Raw genomic sequence first — 25,430 nt, 5'->3', positions numbered from 1 at the left:
GCAGGCGTACGTACGGTCGCGATGCGCGGAGCAGGGGATTCGGCCGCGGCCGTGTCGTCGGCGTCCTCCGTACGACTCGACCCCGGGGTCCCCCGCCCGGCACCGGCACGCCCGTCGGCTCGATTGTGCGTGTCCGTCCGGTGACGCCGAGCTTACCGGCTGGTGCCGCGTCAGGCGCCGTGCGGGACGCGATCGGTACGGATACTCCGGCGCAGCCTGCGCCCGAGGCCGCGCCAGGGCAGCGGCGGCCGCAGCCGGTTGGCCAGGTCCACCAGGGCGGTGTACTCCCGCGCGGTCGGGGCCAGCGGCGCGACGTCGCGGACGACGTCCGACAGCAGCAGCCGGTCTCCGGCGAGCAGGCCCCGCGCGTACCGGATCTCCGCCTGCAGCCCGGCCGCCCCCGCAGCGTCCAGCCCCAGCCCGGCCACCGCCTCGGCGGCCCGGTCCAGGTCATCGGCGGTGGGGGCGGCGGGTCCTGCGGGTCCTGCGGGCGGTACGGGGGCGGTGGTCGCGGAGGTGGCCGACGGTGTTGCCGTGGCTGCGGACGATGTGCCCGCGCCTTCCGTACGTACTCCCGGCGCACTTGTCGTACGTGCCGACGCCGTGCCCGAGCCTCCCGTACGTGTCCCCGCCGCACTTGTCATACGCGTCGCTCCCGTACGTACCCCTGCCGAACCCGAACCCGAACCCGAACCTTCCGTACGTACCCCCGCCGCGGGTTCGGCCTGCGGAGGCACCGTCGCCCCCACTGCGACCAGCAGACGTACGGCCGCGACGCGCGCCTCGCGTTCGAAGCGGAACTCCCCCGCCAGGCGCCGGGCGGTGGCCACCGCTTGCGCGCGGCGGCCGGCCCGCAGGTGCACCCGGGCCAGGCCGAAGCCGGCCGAGCCGAGGGCGGGGGTGGTGCCGAAGACGGTGGCGTAGTGGGACTGGGCGACGGGCAGGTCGTCGCGGAGCTCGGCGCACAGGCCGAGCGCGAGCTGGGGGATGAGCTCGCCGGGCAGGGCCTGGCGGACCTCGGTGAACCGTTCGGTGGCGGTCGCGACGTCCGCGCGGGCCAGCGCGGTGAGGCCGGCGTACCAGGAGTGCAGCCAGTGCGCGGGCGGCAGTGCGGCGGAGGCCAGGGCGCGGTCGGCGAGGTCGGGGTCGCGGCGGCGCAGGGCGAGCCGGCACTCGGCGAGTGCGGCCTCCGCCCGGGCGGCGACCGGGCCTTCGTCGGGGTCGGTCAGCGGCGTCGGCAGCGCGACGGCGATGTCCTGCGGCGGCGGTACGGCGAAGGGCGCGGGCAGCGTCAGCAGGCCGTCGCCGGACGACTGCGCGGCCGTCACCCAGTGCGCGAACGGCCGCACCTCGCCGAGCCCGCCGTGCAGCGCCTCGGGCATCGAGCCGAACAGCGCGGAGGCGTGCGCGACCCGCCTCCCCTCCGGGCCGGCCGCCACGATCTGCCGGATCACCCCGCTGAGCTGCTCGGCGAACTGACGGGCGGTGACGAACCGGCGTTCGGGCGCGTACGGGGCGACGGCCCGGTCCAGCAGCAGGTACAAGGAGTCGACGCCGGGCGCGGTACGGTCCCGCATCCGGGGCCGGCAGACCTCGGCCAGTGTTCTGCCGAGGCAGAAGAGGTCGAAGCCGGCCGTGGGGCGCAGGTGCTCCGGGTCCGGCGGCCGCCCGTCCTCCTTCGGCGGCGCGTACGCCTCGGTGTACGCCACCACCGGCCGCTCGTCGCCCATGGTGCGCACCGAGCCGAAGTCGATCAGCCGCACCCGGTCGCGCGGGCCGAGCGGGGTCTCCTCCCGGAACCGGATGATGTTGGACGGCTTGACGTCGCAGTGCAGCAGACCGCGGGCGTGCAGGTAGTCCAACGCCTGGAGGATACGGACGCCGTGCGCGAGCAGCCCTTCCAGGCGGTCGCCGGACCGCGCGGACAGGGGGGCGCCGGGCACGTACTCGAGCACCAGGTGCGGGCCCTCGGGCTCGTAGCTGAGGATGCGGACAATGGCGTCGTGCCGCAGCGCGACCAGCGCGTTCCGCTCGTCCTTGGCGGTCTGGGCGGCCGATTCCCGCTTGAGGGCCTTGAGCACCACCTGGGTTTCCAGGTTGCGGTCGTGCGCCAGGTACGCGGCCCCGTACGTTCCCGCGCCCAGCACGCGCCGCACCTCGTAGCGGTCGGCGATGGTGTGGCCGGCGGGCGGCCGGGTGAAGTCGAAGGCGGTGCCGCAGGCCGGGCAGAAGCCGACGGTACGGCCGGGCGCGTCGGCACGGCCGCGGCCGACCGGGCGGCCGCACTCGGGGTTGCCGCAGAACCGGTGGTCCTCGGGCACCGGCTCGTCCGCGGCCGGCCCCTTCACCTCCGCGCCCTTCACCTCCGGGCCCTGCTCCCCTTCTGCTTCTGCCGGCTCCGGCGGGCCGTCCCCCGTCTCCACCAGCCCCAGCCCCCACCAGGGATCGGGCCGGACCTGGGCCACCCCGACGCTCGCGCCGCCGAGCCCGCCGGTCGCAGCGGCGGCCGCACCCGCGGACGTATCGCCGGCCGTACCGCCGGATTCCGGCGAGCCGTTCGCGGTCCACGGGGCCGCACTGGCGCCTCGTGAGCGCGTTCCCGTACCGGAAGCGGGGCCCGCCCCGGAAGCTCCCTCGGACGCCTCCTTGCCGGCCCCCTTCTCGGCGGAGCCCCTTCGGCCCGAATCCGCCCCGCCCCCGAGCGGCCGCCGGTCGCACACCTCGCAGAAGCCCTGCTCGTCGATCTTGCCCCGCCCGCAATCGGGCCGGTCGCACCTGGCCACGCCGTCACCTCCCGCCGAGTCCGTCGATTCCACCGATTCCGCCGACTCCGTCACGTCCGTCGGGCCCGCCGTCCCCGCTCGACCCGCCGCCCTCGCCCGTCCCCTCGATCCTGCGGTTGACCTCGTCCGTGTAGCGACGCACCAGCTCCCGCGCGCCGGCGACGTCGATCGGTACGGTCCACAGCGCGCGGGCCGCCGGGGTGTGGAGGTCGCCCAGCGCGCGGTCCTCGGCGCCGAAGTACCGGGCGGCCCGCATCCGGTGCAGTTCCAGGCTCTGCCGCAGGTCCTCCACGTCGGCGACCTGGTGGCGCACCGCGCGGTCGTAGCGGGTGACCTCGGCGCGGGCGGCGACGGCGCGGGTGTGGATCGCGGCCGGTTCGGCGGCCGGCCCGGCGCCCTGTCCGCTGTCCCGGCCCGCGGCGAGGCGGACCCGCAGCCGGGGCGCCACGGCGGGCGGCAGGTGCGGCGCGGCGAACAGCTTCAGCCCCCACCGCGTCTGGAGCCGGGTGGCCGCCTCCTCCGCGTCGGCCAGCTGCCGGACCGCCTCGTCGGCCGCGGCGGCGGTCACACCCGGGGCGGCGGCATCGGTGAGCGGTTCGGGGTCGAGCAGCGCCTCGTGGGGCAGACCGGCCGGCGGCGGTCCCTCGACGCCCAGCACCAGGCGGATGCCGCGGGAGCGGGCGCGGGCGGCCAGCGGCGCCAGCAATTCGGTGACCAGCGCCTCGCGTTCGGCGGCCTGGTCGACCCCGCCGACGACCAGGCACACCGGCGGCTTGAGCCGCAGGAGCCGGCGGACGAGACCGTCGGCGCCGTCCGTCGCGGGCAGCGCGAACCGGTGGGCGAGGTAGTCGCACACGTCGGCGAGGGTCCTGCCGCGGGCGTCGTAGGCGGCGTCGATCGCGCCCAGGCCCAGCACGGTGTCGCCGGGGGCCGCGGCCAGTTCGGCGTCGGAGAGGGTGGCCCGCGCGGCCGGGTCGGCGGTGCGTACCAGGCGGACCAGCCAGGAGGTGCCGGTCCCGGTGGTGCCGCCGGTGCGGACGACGACGGTGCCGGACCAGGGGCCGGTGAGCAGCCGGGTGAGTTCCTGGGTCAGGGCCAGCCGCAGCGCGTCGCCGAGCACGTCGTCGGCGGCCCCGCCGAGGTGCTCGGCCGCGGCCGGCCCGAGCTGGTTGGCGCGCCTGCCGCCGGACAGCCGCTCGATCCGCGGCAGGTAGCCGACGACGGTCTCGGTGGGCAGCATCCACCCGGCCTTGGCGTCGTCGTCCACGTAGTCGCGGACCACGATGCCGATGATCCGTCCGTCGAACTCCCCGCCGACCGCCTGCACACCGGCGCCGGAGTAGCCCGGCTCGATCCACGGGCTGCCGGTGCGCACCCGGCTGAGCTGGCCCCACTCGCCCTGCCGGCCGCCCGAGCCGGACAGCTCGGCGTCCGTCCAGATGCCGTACGGCTCGGCCTGCGGGAAGCCGTAGACGCGGACCTTGCCGCCGGAGATGGGTGCCCGCCACAGGGCGGTGACGGTGCCGCAGTCGGCGGGTTCGTCCAGCTCCAGCAGCGCCACGTCGCCGCGCCGGGTGTCGCCGGTGTGCACCCAGGTGCCGGGGGCGACCCGGGCGGTGTGCTGCCACTCCGGATCGCACGCCACGCTGCTGATCCGTAATCCCCGGGCCCGCCCGCCGGGTTCGGCGTGCGCGTGCCGGACCACATGAGCGCAGGTCAGTACGTGCCGCTCGTCCAGCAGCACGCCCGCCCCGCACGGGGTCCCCTCGTCGCTGTCCACCCTGACCCGCCAGGGATCGTCGCGGTGGTGATGCGTCCCCATCCCTCAACGGTAGGGCGGCGGGCCCGGAACGGTAACCGCCCGTGAGCGTCCGGTCCTGCTGCCCGCGCTCGCCTGTTCCCCCGACGCGCGGCCGCATGTTCCACGTGAAACACGGACAAGCACGCATGTTCCACGTGAAACATCGCGCTTGCGAGCCGCTACCGCGCAGGGTCAGCCGTCGTACGCGAAGGGCCGGCTCGCGAATCGCCCACCCATGAAAAACCGCCCGCTTCCCGGGCTGCGGGAAGCGGGCGGCAGGAGTCGGGCGCGACGGGCTACTGCTCGCCCTCCTCCTTCTTGCGGGACTCGGGTTCGGAGTCGAGGCCGGCGACGTCGGCGGAGCCGTCGACCCGGCCGACGTGGGGGGCGGAGCCGTTGACGGACGTCGCGGAGTCCTCCAGGGGGTCCACGACGGTGAGCGTGGTGGCCCGCTCGTCCACCTCGGTGGCCTCGGACGGCTCGACCAGCCAGTCCGGGGTGGTCTGCTTGTTCCACCACTTCCAGGCCGCGACGGCCGCGCCGCCGGCCAGCGAGGTGACGACCAGGCCGCGCATCACGCGGCCGGCCCGCTCCCGGCGCATCTTCTGCCGCACGAGCCGGTCGATCTCCGCGGCCGTCACCTGGCCGCGCAGGGCGTGCAGCACCGCGGCGCCCCGCACGATGGCCTCGTCCTTGGCCGGCAGCGCCACCGACCTGGTGACGGCGACCGCCTGGCCGACCCGGGGCGCCGTGTATTCGGTGGCCGCCCGCGCGCTCTCCAGGGTGCGCCGCGCGGCGTTCTCCACCGCGGTCGCGGCCTTCGGCGGCACAGCGGCCATCGCCTGCTCGCGAGCCTGATCCACGCGCTCGGCGAGTTTGGCCTCATAGCCCTGCCGGGCGAGCTGCCCGGCCTGCCGGCTGTACTGGATGCCGTAAGCACCCGCCTGCCGGCCGTAGCGCACGGCGCCTTCCTTGGCCGTGGTCGCGTACGGTGCCGCCACCTCCGCGGCGTGCCGTACGCCGTCCCTCGTCACGTCGGCCGCCCGGCGCACGCTGTCGATGCGGGTCACAGGTACCTCCTCCTCGGTGGCGTACGGAATTCGCCTTTCCACCCGGTTTGAAATCATGCCCGGCCGGACCGGGTACGGCATGTGCGGCAAGGCATACGGGTCAGTGCGGCGTAGGCCGTACGGGGGCCGGCCCGGCGGCGCGGGGATCCGAACCACGGTGACCGGTGGACGTGCAAGGATGTGCACTTTCGGGCACTAAACCTGTGCGGGACCTAAGGAAGGCGGATCGTGGCCGAGCAGCTCTACGCCACCTTGAAGACCAACCACGGCGATGTCGTGATCCGGCTGCTGCCGAACCACGCGCCCAAGACGGTGGCGAACTTCGTCGGGCTCGCCGAGGGCACCCGCGAGTGGACCGACCCGCGCACCGGCCAGCCCTCCACCGCCAAGCTGTACGACGGCACGGTGTTCCACCGGGTGATCTCCGGCTTCATGATCCAGGGCGGCGACCCGCTGGGCACCGGCACCGGCGGCCCGGGCTACACCTTCGCCGACGAGTTCCACCCGGACCTGGCCTTCGACCGCCCCTACCTGCTGGCCATGGCCAACGCGGGGCCGGGCACCAACGGCTCCCAGTTCTTCATCACGGTCGCGCCCACCCCCTTCCTCAACCGCAAGCACACCATCTTCGGCGAGGTCGCCGACGACGCGAGCAAGAAGGTGGTGGACTCGGTCGTCCACAGCCCCACCAACCCGCGCACCGACCGCCCGCTGGAAGAGGCCGTGATCCACACGGTGGTCATCGAAAAGCGCTGAGAAGCGCTGAGAGGCGCTGAGGCCGCCATACCGTACGCTTCGGGAACACCGTGCCCCGTCCGCACGTCAGTCTCTGTGAACGAGCGGGCGGGGCGCCGTACTGCGTGCCCGTCGTCAGGGGAGTGGGCTTCATGGAGGACCAGGCGGTCAGCTGCTACCGGCACCCGGACCGGGAGACCGGCATACGCTGCACCCGCTGCGAGCGGCCGATCTGCCCGGAGTGCATGGTCAGCGCGTCGGTGGGCTTCCAGTGCCCGGAGTGCGTGGGCCAGGCCCACCGGATGACCCCCCAGCCGCGCACGGTCGCCGGCGGACGCGTGTCGCACGACCCGTTCCTGATCACGAAGCTGCTCATCGGCATCAACCTCGCGGTGTTCCTGTGGGTGCAGGCGGCCGGCGACAAAGTGGTCACCGACCTCGGGCTGTATGCGCAGTGCGGGACGGACTTCACCGGCCACCAGGTCTGCATCGGCGTCGCGAACGGCGAGTGGTACCGCGTCCTGACCTCGGCCTTCCTGCACCAGCAGCTCTATCACATCGGCTTCAACATGCTGTCGCTGTGGTGGATCGGTGCCCCGCTGGAACGGCTGCTGGGCCGGACCCGCTACCTCGCGCTCTACCTGGTCTCCGCGCTCGGCGGCAGCGCCCTGGTGCTGCTGGTCGCCCCCAACACACTGACCCTGGGCGCCTCCGGGGCGATCTTCGGGCTGTTCGGCGCGACCGCGGTGTTCATGCGGCGGATGCGGTACGACATGCGTCCGATCCTGGTGCTGCTCGCGCTGAACATCGTGTTCAGCTTCACCTGGGCGAACGTGAGCTGGCAGGGGCACATGGGCGGGCTCGCGGCCGGCACCCTGACCGCCGTAGGACTGGCGTACGCGCCGGCCCACCGGCGCGCGCTGGTGCAGTGGGGGACCTGTGCCGCCGTGCTCGTGCTGTCCCTGGTGCTCACCGGGGTCGCTGTGGCCCAGGTCACATCGTAGCGCCCGTGTCCTTGGCGTTGATCCGACGTTATCCACAGCGGGTAGACGGTCGTTCGCATGGTGTGCCCGGCATGTGCACAGGGTGTCCACAAGCGGTGGGCGCGGTTCCAAATCCGTCGAAAAGCCGCGGCGTCAGGCCTTAAGGCAGGCGTAAAACACCCTTAAAAGGGGCGCGAGGGACAGAAAGACCGGTGACCGGAGCACCGGCCACCGGTCGTACCGGCGTCAACCTCGTAGAGGTTATCCACAGATCTTCCGACCTTTTCCCCACTGTGGATAACCATGTGGACAACCCTGTGGGTAAGCCTGTGGGCAGGGCTTGGGCGAGCCTGTGGACAGCTACTTCCACTGGGTCGAGACGACGAACCCGCCCGCGATGAAGCCGAAGCCGACGACGATGTTCCAGTTGCCGAACGCGTTGATCGGCAGATCGCCCTGCGTCACATAGAACAGCACGATCCATGCCAGCCCGACGACGAAGAACGCCAGCATCAGCGGCGCGACCCAGCCGCGGGCGCCGAGCTTGATGACGGCCGCGTTCTTCTCCGGGGGCGGAGTGAAGTCGGCCTTCTTGCGGATCCGTGACTTCGGCACGAGGGGTTCTCCTGTCGATGCGCGCTGCTGCCGCTTCTGGGCGTCGGTTAGCGTAGTGGTTACTCGGCCTGTAAGGAGACAGGGTACGGTGACGGACTATGGAGTGGACGCCCCCACCCCCTCCTCCCGGCCTGCTCCTCGCACCGTAGCGCTGCGGACCCTGACTGCGGGAGTCTTCGCACTGGCCGGACTCATCTTCTGGACCAGCTTCGACACCGCCAAGGGCGTCGACATCCGCAGCGACGACCCGCTGCCCAAGCTCTCCGACAACGTCCGCCTGCAAAGCGCCCGCAACCGGACCCTGGAGCACCAGCTCGCGAGCATGCGCGGCGACGTCGACCGGCTGGCCCGGCAGGGCAGCGGCCTCGACCCGGCCGAGCGGCGCGGGATCGACGCCCTCGGCAAGGCGGCCGGCACCGACCCGCTCGCCGGCCCCGCGCTCGACGTCACCCTGAACGACGCGCCGCTGGGCGCCACCCCGCTGGTCCCCGGCGTCCCCGACCCGCAGCCCAACGACCTGGTCATCCATCAGCAGGACCTCCAGGCCGTGGTCAACGCGCTGTGGCAGGGCGGCGCCCGCGGCATCCGCGTGATGGACCAGCGGCTCATCGCCACCAGCGCCGTCCGCTGCGTCGGCAACACCCTGATCCTCCAGGGCCGCGTCTACTCCCCGCCCTACCGGATCACCGCTGTGGGTGACCCGGACGGTCTGCGCCGGGCGCTGAACGCCAGCCCGGCGATCCAGAACTATCTCCAGTACGTGCGGGCGTACGGCCTGGGCTGGCAGGTCGGCACCGAGCACTCCGTCACTCTTCCCGGTTACGACGGCTCCACCGATCTGCGGTACGCGCAGCCGTCGAGCTGACGCCCCGGCCATCCACCCTCGCCCGCCGACCCGGCGGGTACCTGGGAGAACGCTGTGCGGCGGCCATGAGCAGCCGGGTGAAGCGATGCCGAAGCTTTGTCCCGGCCGCGCCCCCGGGGAGCCGATCTCCCCTTACTCTGTTCCGGGGACATCGAGGGAAAGGCGAGGCATGTACGGCTGGATCTGGCGTCATCTGCCGGGCAACGGCTGGATGCGCGCGTTCATCTCGCTGATGCTGATCCTGGCCATCGTCTACATCCTCTTCCAGTACGTCTTCCCGTGGGCCGAACCGCTGCTGCCGTTCAACGACGTCACTGTGGACAACAACAGCACCACCGGCACCAACGGCCTGGGACCGCTTCTCGGGGTGACCGCCGTCAGATGACCGCACGCATTCTCGTCGTGGACAACTACGACAGCTTCGTCTTCAACCTGGTCCAGTACCTCTACCAACTCGGCGCCGAGTGCGAGGTGCTGCGCAACGACGAGGTCGAACTCCGGCACGCCGAGGAGAACTTCGACGGCGTCCTGCTCTCCCCCGGCCCCGGCACCCCCGAGGAGGCCGGGATCTGCGTCGACATGGTCCGGCACTGCGCGGAAACCGGAGTGCCGGTTTTCGGCGTCTGCCTGGGCGTGCAGTCGATGGCGGTGGCGTACGGCGGCGTGGTGGACCGCGCCCCCGAACTGCTGCACGGCAAGACCTCCCTGGTGAGCCACGAGGGGGCCGGCGTGTTCGCCGGCCTGCCCACGCCGTTCACCGCCACCCGCTACCACTCGCTGGCCGTCGAACCGGCCACGCTCCCCGACGAACTCCAGGTCACCGCCTGGACCGAGAACGGGATCGTGATGGGCCTGCGGCACCGCACCGCCCGCGTCGAGGGCGTCCAGTTCCACCCCGAGTCGGTGCTCACCGAATGGGGGCACCTGATGCTCGCCAACTGGCTCGCCGAATGCGGTGATCCGGGGGCGGTGGAGCGCTCGAGGGGACTGGCGCCCGTGGTCGGGGCGAGCGGTTCCGCCGGGAGGGCCGGGGCGTGACCACGCTCCGACCGGAGCGGCCGGCGGACGGCCCGATGTCGTACGAGGACACCGGGGAGTTCCGTGCTGTCGTGGAGTCGCTGAACGACCCGCTGAACGACCCGCTGCCCGGTCAGCGCCCGGCCCAGGCACCTGCCCCCGCGCCGGCTCCGGCACCGACTCCTGCCCCCGCCCCGGCACAGGCACAGGCACAGCAGCCGAGCCCACCGTCGGCGCCGTCCGGTGAGGCCCCCCGGCGCGCCCGCCGTGCGCACGCCCGTCCCGAGCCGGACGGATACGAGCAGCCGCCGGTCTTCGCCACGGCCCCACCGGTGGACGTACCGCCGGCGCCCGTGGCCGCGCCTGCCGACGTACGCCCGCCTGCTCATGCGGCCGCGCCCGCCGACGTACTTCCGCCGGCACCCATGGCCGCCCCGACCGACGTACCGCCCGCGCCGGCCCCCGCGCCCGCGGGCCCGGCCCCGGCCGTACCGCCGCAGATGCCGTTCGGCCCCCCGGAGCCGCCGGAGGCGTACGCGCCCGACGACGCCGTGCAGGAGACCGCGAAGCTGCCGGTGGTGAGCCTGGAGGCGCTGGGGGCCGCGGCGGGGGGCGGCCCGGAGATCGCGGTGGACAGCGGGCCCGCGCCGGTCGTGGCGCCCGCGGACGGGGGACGGGCGGCCCGGCGCAAGGCGGCACGGGCGGGCGGCGGCCACCGGGCAGGCGCCCGTACGGGGACGGCCCAGCCGGGCGCCGAGGCGGCCCTGGCACCGGGCGAGGGCGCGGCCCCGCTCAGCCGGGTGGAGGCGCGCAGGGCGCAGAAGGCCGCGAAGGACAGCCCCGCGGTCGTCCTCAGCCGGGTCGTGGGCGAACTCTTCATCACCACCGGCGTGCTGATGCTGCTGTTCGTCACGTACCAGCTGTGGTGGACGAACGTACGGGCCCACGCCGAGGCCGCCGGCGCCGCCAACCACCTGCAGAAGGAATGGAACAGCGCGTCGAACGACCCCAACCGGGCGCCGGGCGTCTTCCAGCCGGGCCAGGGCTTCGCGATCATGTACATCCCGAAGCTGGACGTCAAGGCGCCCATCGCCCAGGGCGTCGACAAGCACAGCGTGCTCGACAAGGGCGAGATCGGCCACTACGACGGCGCGCTCAACACCGCGATGCCGTGGGACAAGACCGGGAACTTCGCGGTCGCGGCGCACCGCAACACCCACGGCGAGCCCTTCCGCTACATCAACCGCCTGGTCCCCGGGGACAAGGTGGTGGTCGAGACGGCGAGCGCGTACTACACGTACCAGATCACCAGCTCGCTGCCGTCCACCTCGCCGAGCAACGTCAGCGTGCTGCAGCCGGTCCCGGTGGGTTCCGGCTTCACCGGGCCGGGCCGCTATCTCACCCTGACCACCTGCACGCCGGAGTTCACCAGCAAGTACCGGCTGATCGTCTGGGGCAAGCTGATAGAGCAGCGGCCCCGTAGCGAGGGCAAGCCGGATGCGTTGCTCAATGGGTAGCCGGACACAGTGGTGGAGCGGTGACTGAGGTCGAGGATCGCGGCAGCGAGCACAACGGGCCCGAAGGGCCGGCAGAGCACGGCGGACAGGGGGAGCAGGAGGGATTCCCGGTGGCGCGGGAGCCGCGGCAGCGGACCCGCGGCCCGATCGCGGCCACCATCAGCGTCATCGGCGAGATCCTGATCACCGCCGGCCTGATCCTGGCCCTGTTCGTCGTCTACTCCCTGTGGTGGACCAATGTGGTCGCCGACCGCCAGGAGAAGCAGGCGAGCGACAAGGTCCGCCAGGAGTGGGCCCAGACGCCGTCGATACCTGCGCGCGGCCTGGACACCAAGGACGGCATCGGCTTCCTGCACGTGCCGGCCATGGGCAAGCACTACGAGGTGCTGGTCAAGAAGGGCACGTCCACCAAGGTGCTCAACGAGGGCGTGGCCGGCTACTACACCGAGCCGACCCCCTCGGCGCTGCCCTGGGACAGCAAGGGCAACTTCACCGTGGCCGCCCACCGCGACGGCCATGGGGCGAAGTTCCACAAGATCAACAAGATCAAGACCGGCGACCCGATCGTCTTCGAGTCCAAGGACACCTGGTACATCTACCGGGTCTACAAGATCCTCGACCAGACCTCGAAGTACAACGTCGCGGTCACCGACCAGATCCCCAAGGAGTCCGGCAAGACCCGCCCGGGCCGCTACATCACGCTGACCACCTGCACGCCGGTCTACACCTCGCGCTACCGCTACGTGGTCTGGGGCGAGCTGGTCCGCACCCAGAAGGTCGACCCGCAGCGGACGCTGCCGCCGGAGCTGCGCTGATCCCGGGTACGGCTTCCGAGCAGGACTCCCGAGTAGGACGTGAAAGGGGCGGGGCCCGCACACCGTGTGCGGGCCCCGCCCCTTTCGCTCGTACCTGCCGGTACCGGTCAGCCGCCCAGGCCGCCCGGGCCGCCCTTGCCGCCCCAGGCGGTGAGCTGGATCTGCTGACCCTCGTTGAGCGGGGTGCCGGCACCGGGGTTGACGTTGATCACCCGGGCGTTGTCGTCGACCGGGTTGCCGTCCGGGCCGACCGCGCTGATCTGGAGGTTCAGGTTCAGGCCGTTCAGCTCCGCCTTGGCATCGCCCACGGTCTTGCCCTGCAGATCGCCCGGCATCTGCTGCTGCGGCTGCTGGGTCGGCGGCGGGCCGGAGGAGACGGTCAGCACGATCGGCGTGTCCAGCGTGACCGGCCCGTTCGCGGGGTCCGGGGTCTGGCTCATCACGCTGCCCGCCGGGGTCTCCGTGGACGGCTGGTCCTGCGGGTTCCTGGAGATGTTGGTGAAGCCCTGCTGCTTGAGCTGGGCGACCGCCGTGTCGTACGGAATGCCCTTCTCGTTGTCCGGCGTCTGCTTCGAGGGCTCCTGCGTCACCGTCAGGGTGATCACGGTGCCTTGGCGCACGTCGACGCCGCCGTTGGGAGTCTGGTCGATGACGATGCCCGGGTCCTGCGTGGTGGACGACTGGTACTTGACCTTGTACTGGAAGCCCTTGTTGGTCAGCGCCTGCTCGGCGTCGGCGACCTTGTCGTTGGTGACGTCCGGGACCGCCTGCGGCGGGGCGCCCTTGGAGAGCGCCACGTGGACGGTCTTGTCGGAGGGCACCTGGGCATCGGCGGCCGGGGTCTGGCTGCAGATGAGGTTCGCGTCGACGTTGGGGCAGTACTTCGGGGGGTCCTTGACCAGCGTGAGGTTGACGTTGGTCGCCTTGGTCTGGGCGTCGGCCAGCGTGCTGTTCACGAAGTTCGGCACGGTGCCGCTGTCCTTGGGGCCGCCGCCGCCGAACAGCGCCTTGCCCAGGAAGATCGCGCCCACCAGGACCAGGACGCCGGCCACCACCAGCAGCACGGTGGAGGTGCTGTTGTTCTTCTTCTGCCGCCTGCGGTCCGGCCGGTCGTCGTAGCCGTAGCCGCCGTCGTCCTCGCGCATCGGCGGCAGCATCGAGGTGCGCTGGGCGTCCGGCTGCTGCGGGAGCGCGGTGGTGGCCGCGGCGGTGTCGTACTGCTGCGGGTAGCCGTAGCCGACCGCGCCCAGGGCGGCGGTGGCGGCGACCGGCTGGCCGTCGAGCGCGGCCTCGATGTCGGCCCGCATCTCGTCGGCGGTCTGGTAGCGGTAGTTCGGGTCCTTGGTCAGGGCCTTCAGGACGATCGCGTCCATGGCCGGGCTGACCTCGGGGTCGTACACCGACGGCGGCTGCGGGTCCTCGCGCACGTGCTGGTACGCCACCGCGACCGGCGAGTCGCCGACGAACGGAGGCCGCTGCGTCAGCAGCTCGTACAGCAGGCACCCGGTCGAATACAGGTCGGAGCGGGTGTCCACCTGCTCGCCCTTGGCCTGCTCGGGGGAGAGGTACTGGGCGGTGCCGATCACGGCCGCGGTCTGGGTCATGGTCATACCGGCGTCGCCCATGGCGCGGGCGATGCCGAAGTCCATGACCTTGACCTGGCCGGTGCGGGTGAGCATGACGTTGGCGGGCTTGATGTCGCGGTGCACGATGCCGGCCCGGTGGCTGTACTCCAGGGCCTGCAGGATGCCGACGGTCATCTCCAGGGCCCGCTCGGGCAGCAGCTTGCGGCCGGAGTGCAGCAGCTCGCGCAGGGTGGAGCCGTCCACGTACTCCATGACGATGTACGGGATCGAGACCCCGTCGACGTAGTCCTCGCCGGTGTCGTACACGGCGACGATCGACGGATGGTTGAGCGAGGCGGCCGACTGCGCCTCCCGGCGGAACCGGGCCTGGAAGGACGGGTCGCGGGCGAGGTCCACCCGCAGTGTCTTCACGGCGACGGTACGGCCGAGGCGCGTGTCATGGCCGAGGTACACCTCGGCCATGCCGCCGCGGCCGAGCACCGAGCCCAGCTCGTACCGGCCGCCGAGGCGACGCGGCTCTTCCATAGCTCTGCCCTCTCCTCAAACCCGTATCAGCCGAGTTCTCATCCGTTTCGCGTTCGCGTTCATGTCCGCGTGCTTCCGCACGCCCCGCTGCCCTGCCCTGCTCGGGCATACGCTACCGGGCGTATCCCGCCCGTCCGGCCCCTGGACGCCCGCCGATACCTGACCGGTACCTGGGGGCGGGGATTTCCGCACGTGATGCTTGTCTCAATTGCTTCACGTGTGTGAGGGCTCACTGGTTCTCACTTGTTGAGGACCGCCTCCATCACGCTCTTGGCGATGGGGGCGGCCAGGCCGCCGCCGGTGATGTCGTCACGGTTGGCGCTGCCGTCCTCGACGACCACGGCCACCGCGACCGGCGAGCCCTGGTCGGTCATGGCGTAGGAGACGAACCAGGCGTAGGGCTTCTGGTCGTTGTTCACGCCGTGCTGCGCGGTGCCGGTCTTGCCGCCGACCCGCACGCCCGAGATCTGCGCCTTGGTGCCGGTGCCGGACTTGACGACTTTCTCCATCATCTGCTGGAGCTTCTGGGCGTTCTGCGCGGACAGCGGCTGGCTGAGCTTCTTGGGGCTGGTCTGGGCGATCGTGCTGAGGTTCGGCGCGACCAGCTTGTCCACCTCGTAGGGCTGCATCAGGGTGCCGTTGTTGGCGATGGCGGAGGCCACCATGGCCATCTGCAGCGGGGTGGCGGCCGTGTCGAACTGGCCGATCGAGGACAGCGCGACGTCGTCCGGCGTCATGTTCTTGTCGAAGTTGCTGGCGGAAGCCCGGACCGGCACGAACTGCTCGTTGTTGAAGCCGAACTTCTCGGCCTCGTCCAGCATGGTCTTCTCGCCCATCTCGGCGCCGAGCTTGCCGAAGACGGTGTTGCAGGAGTACCTCAGCGCGTCGACCAGCGTCGCGTTCTGGCAGGGGATGTTGCCCTCGTTGATCAGCTGGGTACGGGTGTTGGGCAGCGTGTACTTCTGCGGCGACTGGGTCGGCGCGTTGATGTCGGTGACCTTGCCCGACTCCAGCGCCGCGGCGGCCGTGACCAGCTTGAACGTCGAGCCGGGCGGGTACGTCTGGCGCAGCGCGCGGTTGAGCATCGGGTCGTCGGTGTTGTTCTTCTTGTCGAGCCCGACCCAGTTCTTCTCGTCGGTGGTGGAGTTGCCGGCGAAGGAGGAGGGGTCGTACGACGGGGTGCTCGCCATGGCCAGGATCGCGCCGGTGCGCGGGTCGATGGCGGCGACGGCGCCCTTCTTGTTGCCCAGGCCCTTGAACGCGGCCTCCTGGGCCTTGGCGTTCAGGGTGGTCACCACGTTGCCGCCCTGCTTCTGCTTGCCGGTGAGCAGGTCGATGGTGCGGTTGAAGAACAGCCGGTCGTCGTTGCCGGTGAGGAACTTGTCCTCGACACCCTCCAGGAAGGTGGTGCCGTACGCCTGCGAGGCGTAGCCGGTCACCGGCGCCCACATCGGGCCGTCGACGTACGTGCGCTTGTACTTGAAGTCGCTGCCGGTGGTCGTGGTGTGGCCGGTGATGGCGTGGCCGTCCACGATGATGTCGCCGCGCGGCTGGGCGAACTGGTTGATCGCCACCCTGCGGTTGTTCTTGTCGTTCTGAAGCTGGTCGGCCTGGATGAACTGGACGTAGTTCACCCGGGCGAGCAGGGCGAGGATGAGCAGACCGCAGAAGACCGCGACCCGTCGCAGGGGCTTGTTCACTGGCTGCGCACCACCTGGGTCGCTTCGGCGTCGGGCGAGGGAGCGGGGCTGGGGGCCGGCCGCCGGGCGGTGTCGCTGATCCGCAGCAGGATCGCCACCAGCGCCCAGTTGGCGATCACCGAGGAGCCGCCCTGGGCCAGGAACGGCATCGTCATACCGGTCAGCGGGATCAGCCCGGTCACCCCGCCCGCGACCACGAACACCTGGAGCGCGAACGCGCCCGACAGGCCGATCGCGAGCAGCTTGCCGAACGGGTCGCGGGCGGCCAGCGCGGTACGTATGCCGCGCTCGATCAGCAGCGCGTACAGCAGCAGCACGGCCATCAGGCCGGCCAGGCCCAGCTCCTCGCCGACGGTGGCCAGGATGTAGTCGCTCTTGGGGGCGATGCCGCCGATCAGCCGGGAGTAGCCCTGGCCGAGGCCGGAGCCGAACAGGCCGCCGGATCCGAAGGCGTACATGGACTGCGCGGTCTCTGTGACGCCCCCGTTGGCGGCGAGCTTCAGCGGGTGCAGCCAGTCCTGCACGCGCACCTTCACATGCGGCTCGGCGCTGCCGACCACGGCCGCGCCGCCGGCGCTGAGCAGCAGGCCGAAGACGATCCAGCTGGTCCGCTCGGTGGCCACGTAGAGCATGATCACGAAGAGGCCGAAGAACAGCAGCGAGGTGCCCAGGTCGGTCTCGAAGACCAGGATGAGCATGCTCATCGCCCAGATCACCAGGATCGGGCCGAGGTCGCGGCCGCGCGGCAGGTACAGGCCCATGAAGCGGCGGCTGGCCAGCGCCAGCGCGTCCCGCTTGACCATCAGGTAGCCGGCGAAGAATACGGTGATGATGATCTTGGCGAACTCGCCGGGCTGGAGCGAGCCGATGCCCGGCAGGGTGATCCAGATCCGGGCGCCGTAGACCGCGGGGAAGAAGACCGGTGCGACCAGTAGCGCCAGCGACAGGAACATCGAGATGTACGTGTAGCGCTGCAGGATGCGGTGGTCCTTGAGGAAGACCAGGACGGCCACGAACAGGGCCACGCCCAGGGTCGACCACAGGAGCTGGTTGGGCGCCATGGCCTTGCCGAGCCGCGGTTCCTGGTCCAGCCGCCAGATGAGCACCAGGCCCAGGCCGTTGAGCAGGGTGGCGATCGGCAGCATCAGCGGGTCGGCGTACGGCGCGAACTTGCGCACCAGCAGGTGCGCGATGCCGGCCAGGGCGCCCAGGCCCAGGCCGTAGCCGAGCAGGCCGGCGGGCACCGAGTTGTTCTTGGCCAGGCCCACGTTGGCGTACGCGAAGACCGGGATGGCCACCGCGAAGACCAGCAGGGCGAGTTCGGTGTTACGGCGGTTCGGCGCGCCGATCGAGGTGATGGTGGTGTTGCTGGTGCTCATGACGAGCCGGCCCCTCCTGGTGCTACTGCTGGCCCGTACCGCACTGTTCGGCCAATTTCTTTTCGTCGGGCGACAGGGACGGGGTGGGCACAGGGGTCGGGGTGGTCGTCGGAGTCGTGGTCGTGGGGCGGCGGGTGCCGGTGGTGGGAGTGCTGGACGGCTTGACGGGGGCGTTGGTGGCGGTGGATCCGGGCCGGCCGGCGGCGCTGCCGGTGGCTCCAGCCGCTCCGACGGCGCCGGCGCCGCCCACCCGGCTCTGCGCGGCCTTGGCGGCGGCCGCGGCCTTCGCGGCGGCGGTCTGGGCGTTCTTGGCGTCGGCGACCTTCTTGCAGACGCCCGCCTGCTGGGCCAGCTCCTGCGCCTTGTCGTTCGCCTGGCCGAGCCCGCTGACCGCGATGGTGTCCTGGACCTGCTTGCGCTGGTAGGCGGGCAGGTACTTCAGCGGGATGTCGGCGCGGTCCTCGTGCACCCGCGACAGGCTCATCCAGGCCAGCTTCTGGTCGATGCCCTGGTAGACCGCGACGTGGTCGTCCTTGGCCCCGACGTAGTACTGGGTCTGGGTCCACGCGTACGCCCCGTACAGGCCGCCGCCGACCACCGCCAGCACGGCCACGATGATCAGACTGCGCTTGAGCCAGGCGCGGTTCTTGCCGGGCTTGTCGAAGTCGGTCTCGTCGTAGGCGCCGAAGCTGCCGAGCGGGCCGCTGGGGCCGGGGCCGCTGCCGGGCGGCCCGAAGGCGCCGGTCGGGCCGGCCTGGTGCGGGGCGCGGCCGAGTTCGGAGGCCCGGCCGGCCGGGGTCTGCAGGTGGCGGGCGTCCTGGAGCTGGTGCTGGGTCTCGGCGACCGCGCCGACCACCACCGGGGTGTCGTTGAGTCGGCCGGCCAGCGTGTCGCTGTCGTCGGCGTCCAGGACGTCGGCGACGATGCAGGTGATGTTGTCGGGGCCGCCGCCGCGCAGCGCGAGCTGGATCAGCTCCTGCACCGTCTCGTGCGGTGCCTGGTACCCGGCGAGGGTGTCCTCCAGCGTCTGGTGGCTGACCACGCCGGACAGGCCGTCGGAGCAGATCAGGTAGCGGTCGCCGACGCGCACCTCGCGGATGGACAGGTCGGGCTCGACGTGCTCGCCGCTGCCGAGCGCGCGCATCAGCAGGGAGCGCTGCGGGTGGGTGGTGGCCTCTTCCTCGGTGATCCGGCCCTCGTCCACCAGGCGCTGCACCCAGGTGTGGTCCTGGGTGATCTGGGTGAGGACGCCGTCGCGCAGCAGATAGGCGCGGGAGTCGCCGACGTGCACCAGGCCGAGCCGCTGGCCGGTCCACAGCAGGGCGGTGAGTGTGGTGCCCATGCCCTCGAGCTGCGGGTCCTCCTGCACCATGTGCAGCAGTTGGTCGTTGGCGCGCTGCACCGCGTTGCTCAGCGAGGTGAGGATGTCGGAGCCGGGGATGTCGTCGTCGAGGGTGACGATGGTGGAGATCACCTCGGAGGAGGCGACCTCGCCGGCGGCCTGGCCGCCCATGCCGTCGGCGATCGCGAGCAGACGGGGGCCGGCGTAGCCGGAGTCCTCGTTCCCCTCGCGGATCATTCCCTTGTGCGAACCGGCGGCGAAACGCAGGCTCAAAGACATGCGCACCTCCCCCGTTGGCTCCGGGTACATCCGCACGCTGCCCGCCCTCTCGCTCGCCCTTGGTGGCTCCGCTCGCCCATTGTGCGACTACTTCCGCAGCTCGATGACCGTCTTGCCGATGCGGATCGGCGCACCCAGCGGGACCGGGGTGGGTGTGGTGAGCCGGTTCCGGTCCAGATAGGTGCCATTGGTGGATCCCAGGTCCTCGACGATCCACTGGCCGTCGCGGTCCGGGTAGATCCTGGCATGCCTGCTGGACGCATAGTCGTCGTCGAGCACGATTGTCGAGTCGTGCGCCCGGCCGAGCGTGATCGTCTGACCCTGCAGCGCCACGGTGGTGCCGGCCAGCGAGCCCTCGGCGACCACCAGCTTGGTGGGGGCGCCGCGGCGCGGTCGGGGGGCGGCCTGCTGCTGCCGGGGGGCCGGCCGGTCCTGCTGGCGCTGCTGCGGGGGCCGGGACCGGTCGTCCCCGCGGCGCACGGCGCGCTGGGTCACCCGGGTTCCGAACAGGTCACTGCGGATGACCTGTACCGCGACGATCACGAACAGCCACAGAACGGCGAGGAAACCCAACCGCATGACCGTGAGGGTCAGCTCTGACATTGCCCCCGCATCACCCTTCGGCTTGCCGATACACGATGGTGGTACTCCCCACGACGATGCGGGAGCCGTCGCGGAGCGTAGCGCGCTGGGTGTGCTGTCCGTCCACCACGATGCCGTTGGTCGACCCGAGATCCTGGACCACGGAGGGCGTACCCACCCGGATTTCGCAGTGCCGGCGGGAGACTCCGGGGTCGTCCACCCTTACGTCGGCTTCGGTCGAGCGGCCCAGGACCAGGGTCGGCCGGGAGATCTGGTGGCGGGTGCCGTTGATCTCGATCCAGCGGCGGACGCCGGCCGCGGGCGAGCCGGGCGCGACTCCCGTGCCGGGCAGCCGGGTGACCTGGGCCGGGCCGCGCTGCTGACCGCCGCCACCGGGGGCGCCGGGGGGCGGTGCGGCGGGCATCGGCGGCAGGCCGGCCGGGCGCGGGGGCGGGCCGGACTGCTGCTGCTGGGGGTATCCGGCGCGCTGTCCGTGCCGGCCGTAACCGTCCTGCGGCGGACCGCCCTGCGGACCACCGCCCTGATACGCGGCCGGCTGCTGGTACTGCGACTCGCTGGCCGCCAGCGTGCGGCTGCGGACCCGGTACAGCCCGGTGTCCAGGTCGTCGGCCCGCTCCAGGTGGACCTTGACCGCGCCCATGAAGGTGTACCGCTGCTGCGCCGCGTACTCGCTGACCATCGAGGCCAGCTCGTCACCGAGCTGCACCGAGTACGGGCTGAGCCGCTCGTAGTCCGGCGCGCTCAGCTCCACGATGAAATCGTTCGGCACCACGGTGCGGTCGCGATTCCAGATCGTGGCGTTGTTGTCGCACTCGCGCTGCAGTGCGCCCGCGATCTCGACGGGCTGCACCTCGCTCTTGAACACCTTGGCGAAGGTGCCGTTCACCAGGCCCTCCAGCCGCTGCTCAAAGCGCTTCAGTACACCCACCGGGCACCTCCTTCCTGGGCCTTCGTCGACATCACTTCCAGTACTGCTTACTGATCGTATCCACGCGTGGGAAAAACCAGTGGTTCCCCGATCCGCCTGGCCGGGCAGTGTCAACCCTCACACCACGCCGTGCCTGAGCGCCCCCCGGCCCACTGCGATGGTAGAGGCGGCCCAGGGGCGCGGTCCCCGGTTCGCCGCTCCCCAGTTGGTGTCCCCAGTGTCCCCCACCGGGGGCCTTCTGCGTGCCGCCGCCCCTGCCGCCCGCCTTCCGCTCGTCCGCGCTTGCCTCTCTTCTTTCCGCCCGAAGTCGCTTCCGCCGCGGGCCGTCTGCCCCCGCGTGCCGCTCGCACACCCCGCGGGCCGATGAGCTTTGGCCGCGGGCGCCGCCCGATGCCGAGCCCAGGCCCTGACGAGGGCGCTGCCGAGGGCCCCGGCCTGCCCGAGGCGCCCCCGCTCAAACGGATGTGATTCCACTCCGGCCGTCGTGCTAATCTTCTGCATGTCGGGAGGCGCTCCCGCACCACACCGGACCGGCCAGTCCACCGGAAAGTGCGAGATCCGAACGGCAGCACCCATGCGCGGGTGGCGGAATAGGCAGACGCGCTGGATTCAGGTTCCAGTGCCCGAAAGGGCGTGGGGGTTCAACTCCCCCCTCGCGCACAATGGCGGGTCTTCGCCGGTGACGGAAGTCGTCGGAGGAGGCCCGCTTATTTTTTGCCTCTCTTTTTCTCGGCGGACGTGCGGGCTGGGGTGTTGCGCGGGCTTCCGGGAATGCGCGGGGTCAGTGCGGCGGGGTCGGCCGGCTGTGCCCTGGCCGAAGACCACCGGCAGGTCCACGAAGCCGACATGGCGGGCCGTCAGGTGGAGCGTCGTGCGTCATCATGTGCGCCGGGACGTCGATGGGCCGGCTGACCGTCAGTTCCCCCGCCGCGTCCGCCCGGTGGCAGGTGTCAGGCAGGGTGACCGCCGGCTGCGGCGCCGGCCGCCATGCGGGCGCGGGCCCGGTCCGGGTACCTGGCGGTGAACAGCGCGGGCAGGACGAAGCCGGCTATCTGGACCGGGACCGAGACGGCGCTGCCCGCACCGGCCGCGCAGACGGCGGCGAGCGCGCCCGCGGTGACCGTGAAGGCGGCGGCCCACACGCCGGTCAGCACGGTGTTGATCCGCAGGAAGGCCGGGTGGCGCCACAGCTCCGGCGGGGCCTGGCGCCGGGCTGTGCCGAGGGTGAAGGGCCGCTTGACCGCGAGGGTGGCCCAGGCGGTGACGGCCAGCCAGCCCAGCGACAGCGCGCCGGTCCAGTGCTGCAGCCCGCTGTCGGTCCGTGCGAAGGCGACGGCGGTCAGGACCGCGAAATAGGCCGAGGTGCTCCATTCCAGGACCAGCGCGTCCGCGGTGACCCCGGCCCGCCGGTCCGTCGCGAGCAGCCGCAGTCCGAGGGCCAGCCCGGCCGGCGCACCCCATTGCCAGCCTGCCGCCGAGACCGCGGCGAACGCGATCCACGGCACGAACCCGCGCAGGTAGTTCATGGAAACCCTCCGAGATCAGCGATCCGGACGGCCCGGCCCGCGTGATTCCAACTCTGACATGTCGAAAGTAGAAGGTCCAGCATTGACCTGTCAAGAGTGGAAGGTAGGATGGGGTCCATGAGTCTTCGCCACGCGGTCCTGGGCCTGCTCGCCGAACGTCAGGCCAGCGGGTACGACCTGATGAAGCTGTTCGAGACGTCGCTCGCCAACGTCTGGCCCGCCACGCAGAGCCAGGTCTACGGCGAGCTGGGCAAGCTGGCCGCCTCCGGCCAGGTCGAGGTGGCCGCCGAGGGCCCGCGCGGGCGAAAGGAATACGCCATCACCGAGGAGGGACTGGCCGAGTTGCGGCACTGGCTCACCTCCACCGAGCCGGACCGGATCCGCCGCAGCGAGACGTTGCTGCGGGTGTTCTTCCTCGGCGTCCTCACCCCTCTGGAGGCCACCGCCTACCTCGGTCTGGAGGCCGAGTACGCGGCCAAGAGCCGCACCGCGCTGGAGCGGCTGGAGGGCACGGTGGACTGGGGGGACGACGACATGTCCGTCTACGGGCGGCTGTCCCTGGAATACGGCCTGCGGCTCATGACATTGCACGAGGAGTGGGCGAAGTGGGCGATCGACCGCATCCAGGCGGCACCGCCGCGCGCGGCCGCCGAGCAGGAGGACGAGCAGGACGTCCGGCAGGACCACAGGCAGACCGAGCCCGCCGAGTAGCACCGGCGACGCCCGCCGGCCCGTCGCACCGCCCGGGACGACCGCCCCGGCGCGACCCCCGGCCCCGCGACACGCGGCGCCGGCATCGGTGGCATGGCGCCGGGAACCGGGGCAGGGTGGTGTCCGTTGGTCCCAATGGGCAAAGGAATCGTCAAGTGGCGTGGCCCGCGCCGAACTGAGCAGGGAGATCCACCATGGGTGTCAGCCTCTCCAAGGGCGGCAATGTCTCGCTGACGAAGGAGGCCCCCGGACTCACGGCGGTCACCGTCGGTCTGGGCTGGGACGTACGCACGACCACCGGCACGGACTTCGACCTGGACGCCAGCGCGCTGCTGCTCAACACGTCGGGCAAGGTCGTCTCGGACAAGCACTTCGTGTTCTTCAACAACCTCAAGAGCCCCGACGGCTCGGTCGAGCACACCGGGGACAACCTCACCGGTGAGGGCGAGGGCGACGACGAGTCGATCAAGGTGAACCTGGCCACGGTCCCCGCCGACGTGGACAAGATCGTCTTCCCCGTCTCCATCTACGAGGGCGAGAGCCGGCAGCAGAGCTTCGGCCAGGTCCGCAACGCCTTCATCCGCGTCGTCAATCAGGCCGGCGGCACGGAGATCGCCCGCTACGACCTGACCGAGGACGCCTCCACCGAGACCGCGATGGTCTTCGGCGAGCTGTACCGCAACGGCGCGGAGTGGAAGTTCCGCGCGGTGGGCCAGGGGTACGCCTCCGGCCTGCGCGGCATTGCCCAGGACTTCGGCGTCACCATCTGACCCACGCCGGACCTGGCGCGGGTCAGCGATCCGCACATCTGAACACCACGGTCGGGGGGGGGGTCGCCATGCCGCCCGCCCCGACCGTTCCCCTCCGCTCTTCCGCTCTTCGGCTCCTCGGGCCTCCCGCCCTTCCGAGCCTGCGCCCTTGGGAGCCTGCGCGCGTCAGCGCGTCACGCGGCGAATCGCGCCGCCAGCGTCTTCGCCTTCACCACCGCGTCCTCGCGCGCCTTGGCCCGTGATGCGTCCGCCGCGTCGACGAGATCGGCCATGGCCGGCTGCGACCGGGCCAGCGTCAGCTCCGGGACGATGAAGTCGACCTCCGCCCCCAGCAGCCCGGTGAGCGCCTTCTCCAGGTACGTCGTCAGGAACTCGTAGCTCTCGCGCGGGGTGCCCGGCCCGTAACCGCCGCCACGCGCCGCCACCACGGTGATCGGCTTGCCCGCCACCGAGCTGGTCTCGCCGAGCGTGCGGCCGACGATGGCCACCTGGTCGATCCAGGCCTTGAGCACCGACGGCAGCGAGAAGTTGTACATGGGCGTGCCGATCACCACCACATCGGCGCGCTCCAGTTCGTCGGCCAGCGCCGAACGCAGCGCCAGCGCCTCGGTCTGCGCCGGAGTGTGCGTGTCGACCGGGGTGAGCGCGGCCACGATCCCGTCCTCGGTCAGGTGCGGCAGCGGTTCGGCGGCCAGGTCGCGGTAGATGACCGTTCCGCCCGGGTGCTGGCTCTCCCACTCCTTGCGGAAGATCCCGGTGACCTCCCGGGAGACGGAGTTCTCGTACAGGGCGGAGGAGTCGATGTGCAGCAAGGTGGCCATGGAGAGCCTCATTCAGGAAACGTCGGGATGGGGGCGCGGCAGCCGCGTACGGCGTTGTACGACGTCAGCCGTGCCGCAATTTCGTACGTAGCTATTGATAACACAGAGACTTACTTTTTTGCAGCACGTCGAGCGCGGCACGGTACCCTTGAGGCATGGAGCTGGGGCAGCAGGCGGGGGCGCGAGTGCCTTGTGCGGGCGTCGACGTGGGCTTGACCCGGGTCTTCGAGTTGTTCGGCAAGCGCTGGACCGGCCTCATCGTGGCGGTACTCACACAGCGCCCGGCCTACTTCGCGGAGATCCGCCGTGCCATCCCCAAGATCAGCGAGCGCATGCTCTCCGACCGGCTGACCGAGCTGGCCGAGGCGGGGCTCGTGGTCCGCGAGGTCGACCCGGGCCCGCCGCTGCGGGTCAGCTACGGCCTCACCGAAGCGGGCAAGGCGATCCGTCCCGCCCTCGAAGAGCTTGGCAAATGGGCCGAGCAGTACCTGCCGGAGGACAACTCCTGCACCGAGGGCGCCGAGACGGTCGCCCGCTTCCAGGCGCAGTCGTAAGACGTACGCGCACGTGGCGCCGGCCGCGTCCTACGGATGCGCCGCCGCGTCCTCGTTGTAGCGCACCAGGTACTCCGCGAACCGGCCCAGATCCGCGGGGTCCCAGTCGGCGAACCGTTCCTCGAAGGTCTGCTTGCGCCGCTCGCGGGCCGCGGCCAGCACCTCGTTGCCGCGCGGCGCCAGGTGCAGCACCTGCACCCGGTGGTCGGTCGAGTCCGTGCGCCGCTCGATGAGGCCGAGCCGCTCCAGCGCCGCCACCTGCCGGCTGACCGTGGACTTGTCCAGCAGGTAGTACGCCGCCAGGTCGGTGGCCCGGCAGCCCTGCTGCTCCTCCAGGTGCGCGAGGATCGTGTACGACACCAGGGAGAGCTCCGGGTGCATACGTGCCGCGGTGGCGCGCGCCCGGCGCGCGAACGCGGTCAGCTCGCGCTGGATGGTGTCCAGTGCCGCATCCCGTCCCGACATCGTGCCCGCGCCTCCCTTGTCGCCTGCCGCCCGCACCACC

23 protein-coding genes and 1 tRNA gene are annotated in these 25,430 nt (G+C 71.5%); 11 read left to right on the top strand and 13 right to left on the bottom strand.

What is annotated here, in order from left to right; translation table 11 throughout:
• Window positions 1–170: 170 nt before the first annotated feature.
• From ITX44_RS42175 to ITX44_RS15450, 3 genes are all read right to left on the bottom strand, one after another.
• Window positions 171–2,783, bottom strand: a complete 2,613-nt coding sequence (locus ITX44_RS42175) for a tetratricopeptide repeat protein (protein ID WP_205357786.1) — start codon at window positions 2,781–2,783, stop codon at window positions 171–173.
• Window positions 2,784–2,787: 4 nt separating this feature from the next.
• Window positions 2,788–4,605 carry a S1 family peptidase gene (locus tag ITX44_RS15455; protein WP_205357785.1) on the bottom strand — a complete coding sequence of 606 codons (1,818 nt, stop codon included), beginning with the start codon at window positions 4,603–4,605 and terminating at the stop codon, window positions 2,788–2,790.
• 275 nt (window positions 4,606–4,880) lie between these two features.
• Window positions 4,881–5,654 (bottom strand): DUF5324 family protein, encoded by a 774-nt coding sequence (locus ITX44_RS15450; protein ID WP_205357784.1) that lies wholly within the window; start codon window positions 5,652–5,654, stop codon window positions 4,881–4,883.
• Between the two features lie 228 nt (window positions 5,655–5,882).
• Here ITX44_RS15450 and ITX44_RS15445 point away from each other — a divergent pair, with 228 nt between their 5' ends.
• A complete protein-coding gene (locus ITX44_RS15445) occupies window positions 5,883–6,410 on the top strand; it encodes a peptidylprolyl isomerase (RefSeq protein WP_205357783.1) in 528 nt (175 codons plus the stop codon).
• A 131-nt stretch (window positions 6,411–6,541) separates the two neighbouring features.
• On the top strand, window positions 6,542–7,393 hold the full coding sequence (locus ITX44_RS15440) for a rhomboid family intramembrane serine protease (protein ID WP_205357782.1): 852 nt from the start codon (window positions 6,542–6,544) through the stop codon (window positions 7,391–7,393).
• A gap of 339 nt (window positions 7,394–7,732) precedes the next feature.
• Here the strand turns inward: ITX44_RS15440 and crgA are convergent, their stop codons facing one another.
• Entirely contained in the window at window positions 7,733–7,987 is a 255-nt protein-coding gene (gene crgA / locus ITX44_RS15435; protein ID WP_205357781.1) for a cell division protein CrgA, read from the bottom strand.
• Between the two features lie 103 nt (window positions 7,988–8,090).
• Here crgA and ITX44_RS15430 point away from each other — a divergent pair, with 103 nt between their 5' ends.
• The 5 genes from ITX44_RS15430 (at window position 8,091) to ITX44_RS15410 (ending at window position 12,201) form a co-directional block, all read left to right on the top strand.
• Window positions 8,091–8,852, top strand: a complete 762-nt coding sequence (locus ITX44_RS15430) for a DUF881 domain-containing protein (RefSeq protein WP_307795290.1) — start codon at window positions 8,091–8,093, stop codon at window positions 8,850–8,852.
• A gap of 169 nt (window positions 8,853–9,021) precedes the next feature.
• Window positions 9,022–9,237: a hypothetical protein gene (locus ITX44_RS15425; RefSeq protein WP_205357779.1), complete on the top strand. Its 216-nt coding sequence runs from the start codon at window positions 9,022–9,024 to the stop codon at window positions 9,235–9,237.
• Window positions 9,234–9,890 (top strand): aminodeoxychorismate/anthranilate synthase component II, encoded by a 657-nt coding sequence (locus ITX44_RS15420; protein WP_205357778.1) that lies wholly within the window; start codon window positions 9,234–9,236, stop codon window positions 9,888–9,890. The genes ITX44_RS15425 and ITX44_RS15420 overlap by 4 nt, the downstream gene beginning before the upstream one ends.
• Window positions 9,887–11,386, top strand: a complete 1,500-nt coding sequence (locus ITX44_RS15415; protein WP_205357777.1) for a class E sortase — start codon at window positions 9,887–9,889, stop codon at window positions 11,384–11,386. The genes ITX44_RS15420 and ITX44_RS15415 overlap by 4 nt, the downstream gene beginning before the upstream one ends.
• Before the next feature lie 110 nt (window positions 11,387–11,496).
• Window positions 11,497–12,201, top strand: a complete 705-nt coding sequence (locus ITX44_RS15410; protein ID WP_205357917.1) for a class E sortase — start codon at window positions 11,497–11,499, stop codon at window positions 12,199–12,201.
• 107 nt (window positions 12,202–12,308) lie between these two features.
• Here the strand turns inward: ITX44_RS15410 and pknB are convergent, their stop codons facing one another.
• The 6 genes from pknB to ITX44_RS15380 all read right to left on the bottom strand — a co-directional run bounded on the left by pknB (window position 12,309) and on the right by ITX44_RS15380 (window position 20,543).
• A complete protein-coding gene (gene pknB / locus ITX44_RS15405; RefSeq protein ID WP_205357776.1) occupies window positions 12,309–14,312 on the bottom strand; it encodes a Stk1 family PASTA domain-containing Ser/Thr kinase in 2,004 nt (667 codons plus the stop codon).
• A 239-nt stretch (window positions 14,313–14,551) separates the two neighbouring features.
• Complete coding sequence (locus ITX44_RS15400; RefSeq protein ID WP_205357775.1) at window positions 14,552–16,012, bottom strand: peptidoglycan D,D-transpeptidase FtsI family protein; 1,461 nt, start codon at window positions 16,010–16,012, stop codon at window positions 14,552–14,554.
• Window positions 16,009–17,391 (bottom strand): FtsW/RodA/SpoVE family cell cycle protein, encoded by a 1,383-nt coding sequence (locus ITX44_RS15395; RefSeq protein WP_205357774.1) that lies wholly within the window; start codon window positions 17,389–17,391, stop codon window positions 16,009–16,011. The genes ITX44_RS15400 and ITX44_RS15395 overlap by 4 nt, the downstream gene beginning before the upstream one ends.
• Before the next feature lie 22 nt (window positions 17,392–17,413).
• Entirely contained in the window at window positions 17,414–19,012 is a 1,599-nt protein-coding gene (locus ITX44_RS15390) for a Stp1/IreP family PP2C-type Ser/Thr phosphatase (protein ID WP_236060630.1), read from the bottom strand.
• A gap of 87 nt (window positions 19,013–19,099) precedes the next feature.
• Window positions 19,100–19,615, bottom strand: coding sequence for an FHA domain-containing protein FhaB/FipA (locus ITX44_RS15385; RefSeq protein ID WP_205357772.1), 516 nt, complete (start codon window positions 19,613–19,615; stop codon window positions 19,100–19,102).
• Window positions 19,616–19,625: 10 nt separating this feature from the next.
• Window positions 19,626–20,543 (bottom strand): FHA domain-containing protein, encoded by a 918-nt coding sequence (locus ITX44_RS15380; RefSeq protein WP_205357771.1) that lies wholly within the window; start codon window positions 20,541–20,543, stop codon window positions 19,626–19,628.
• A gap of 576 nt (window positions 20,544–21,119) precedes the next feature.
• On the opposite strand from ITX44_RS15380, the gene ITX44_RS15375 reads away from it, so the two are divergent.
• A tRNA-Leu gene (locus ITX44_RS15375) sits at window positions 21,120–21,203 on the top strand.
• Window positions 21,204–21,493: 290 nt separating this feature from the next.
• On the opposite strand, the gene ITX44_RS15370 is transcribed toward ITX44_RS15375, so the two are convergent.
• Window positions 21,494–22,069, bottom strand: coding sequence for a hypothetical protein (locus tag ITX44_RS15370; RefSeq protein WP_205357770.1), 576 nt, complete (start codon window positions 22,067–22,069; stop codon window positions 21,494–21,496).
• Between the two features lie 117 nt (window positions 22,070–22,186).
• Here ITX44_RS15370 and ITX44_RS15365 point away from each other — a divergent pair, with 117 nt between their 5' ends.
• On the top strand, window positions 22,187–22,780 hold the full coding sequence (locus ITX44_RS15365) for a PadR family transcriptional regulator (RefSeq protein WP_205357769.1): 594 nt from the start codon (window positions 22,187–22,189) through the stop codon (window positions 22,778–22,780).
• A 194-nt stretch (window positions 22,781–22,974) separates the two neighbouring features.
• On the top strand, window positions 22,975–23,550 hold the full coding sequence (locus ITX44_RS15360; RefSeq protein ID WP_205357768.1) for a TerD family protein: 576 nt from the start codon (window positions 22,975–22,977) through the stop codon (window positions 23,548–23,550).
• A gap of 173 nt (window positions 23,551–23,723) precedes the next feature.
• Here ITX44_RS15360 and ITX44_RS15355 read toward each other — a convergent pair whose 3' ends face one another.
• A complete protein-coding gene (locus ITX44_RS15355; RefSeq protein ID WP_205357767.1) occupies window positions 23,724–24,371 on the bottom strand; it encodes an FMN-dependent NADH-azoreductase in 648 nt (215 codons plus the stop codon).
• Window positions 24,372–24,526: 155 nt separating this feature from the next.
• Here ITX44_RS15355 and ITX44_RS15350 point away from each other — a divergent pair, with 155 nt between their 5' ends.
• Entirely contained in the window at window positions 24,527–24,925 is a 399-nt protein-coding gene (locus ITX44_RS15350; RefSeq protein ID WP_205357766.1) for a winged helix-turn-helix transcriptional regulator, read from the top strand.
• Window positions 24,926–24,955: 30 nt separating this feature from the next.
• Here ITX44_RS15350 and ITX44_RS15345 read toward each other — a convergent pair whose 3' ends face one another.
• Window positions 24,956–25,390, bottom strand: coding sequence for a MarR family winged helix-turn-helix transcriptional regulator (locus tag ITX44_RS15345; protein WP_205357765.1), 435 nt, complete (start codon window positions 25,388–25,390; stop codon window positions 24,956–24,958).
• Between the last annotated feature and the right edge of the window lie 40 nt (window positions 25,391–25,430).

The organism is Actinacidiphila acididurans, assembly GCF_016918855.1.
GTDB lineage: Bacteria > Actinomycetota > Actinomycetes > Streptomycetales > Streptomycetaceae > Actinacidiphila > Actinacidiphila acididurans.
This window is presented reverse-complemented; position numbering and strand designations above follow the sequence as displayed.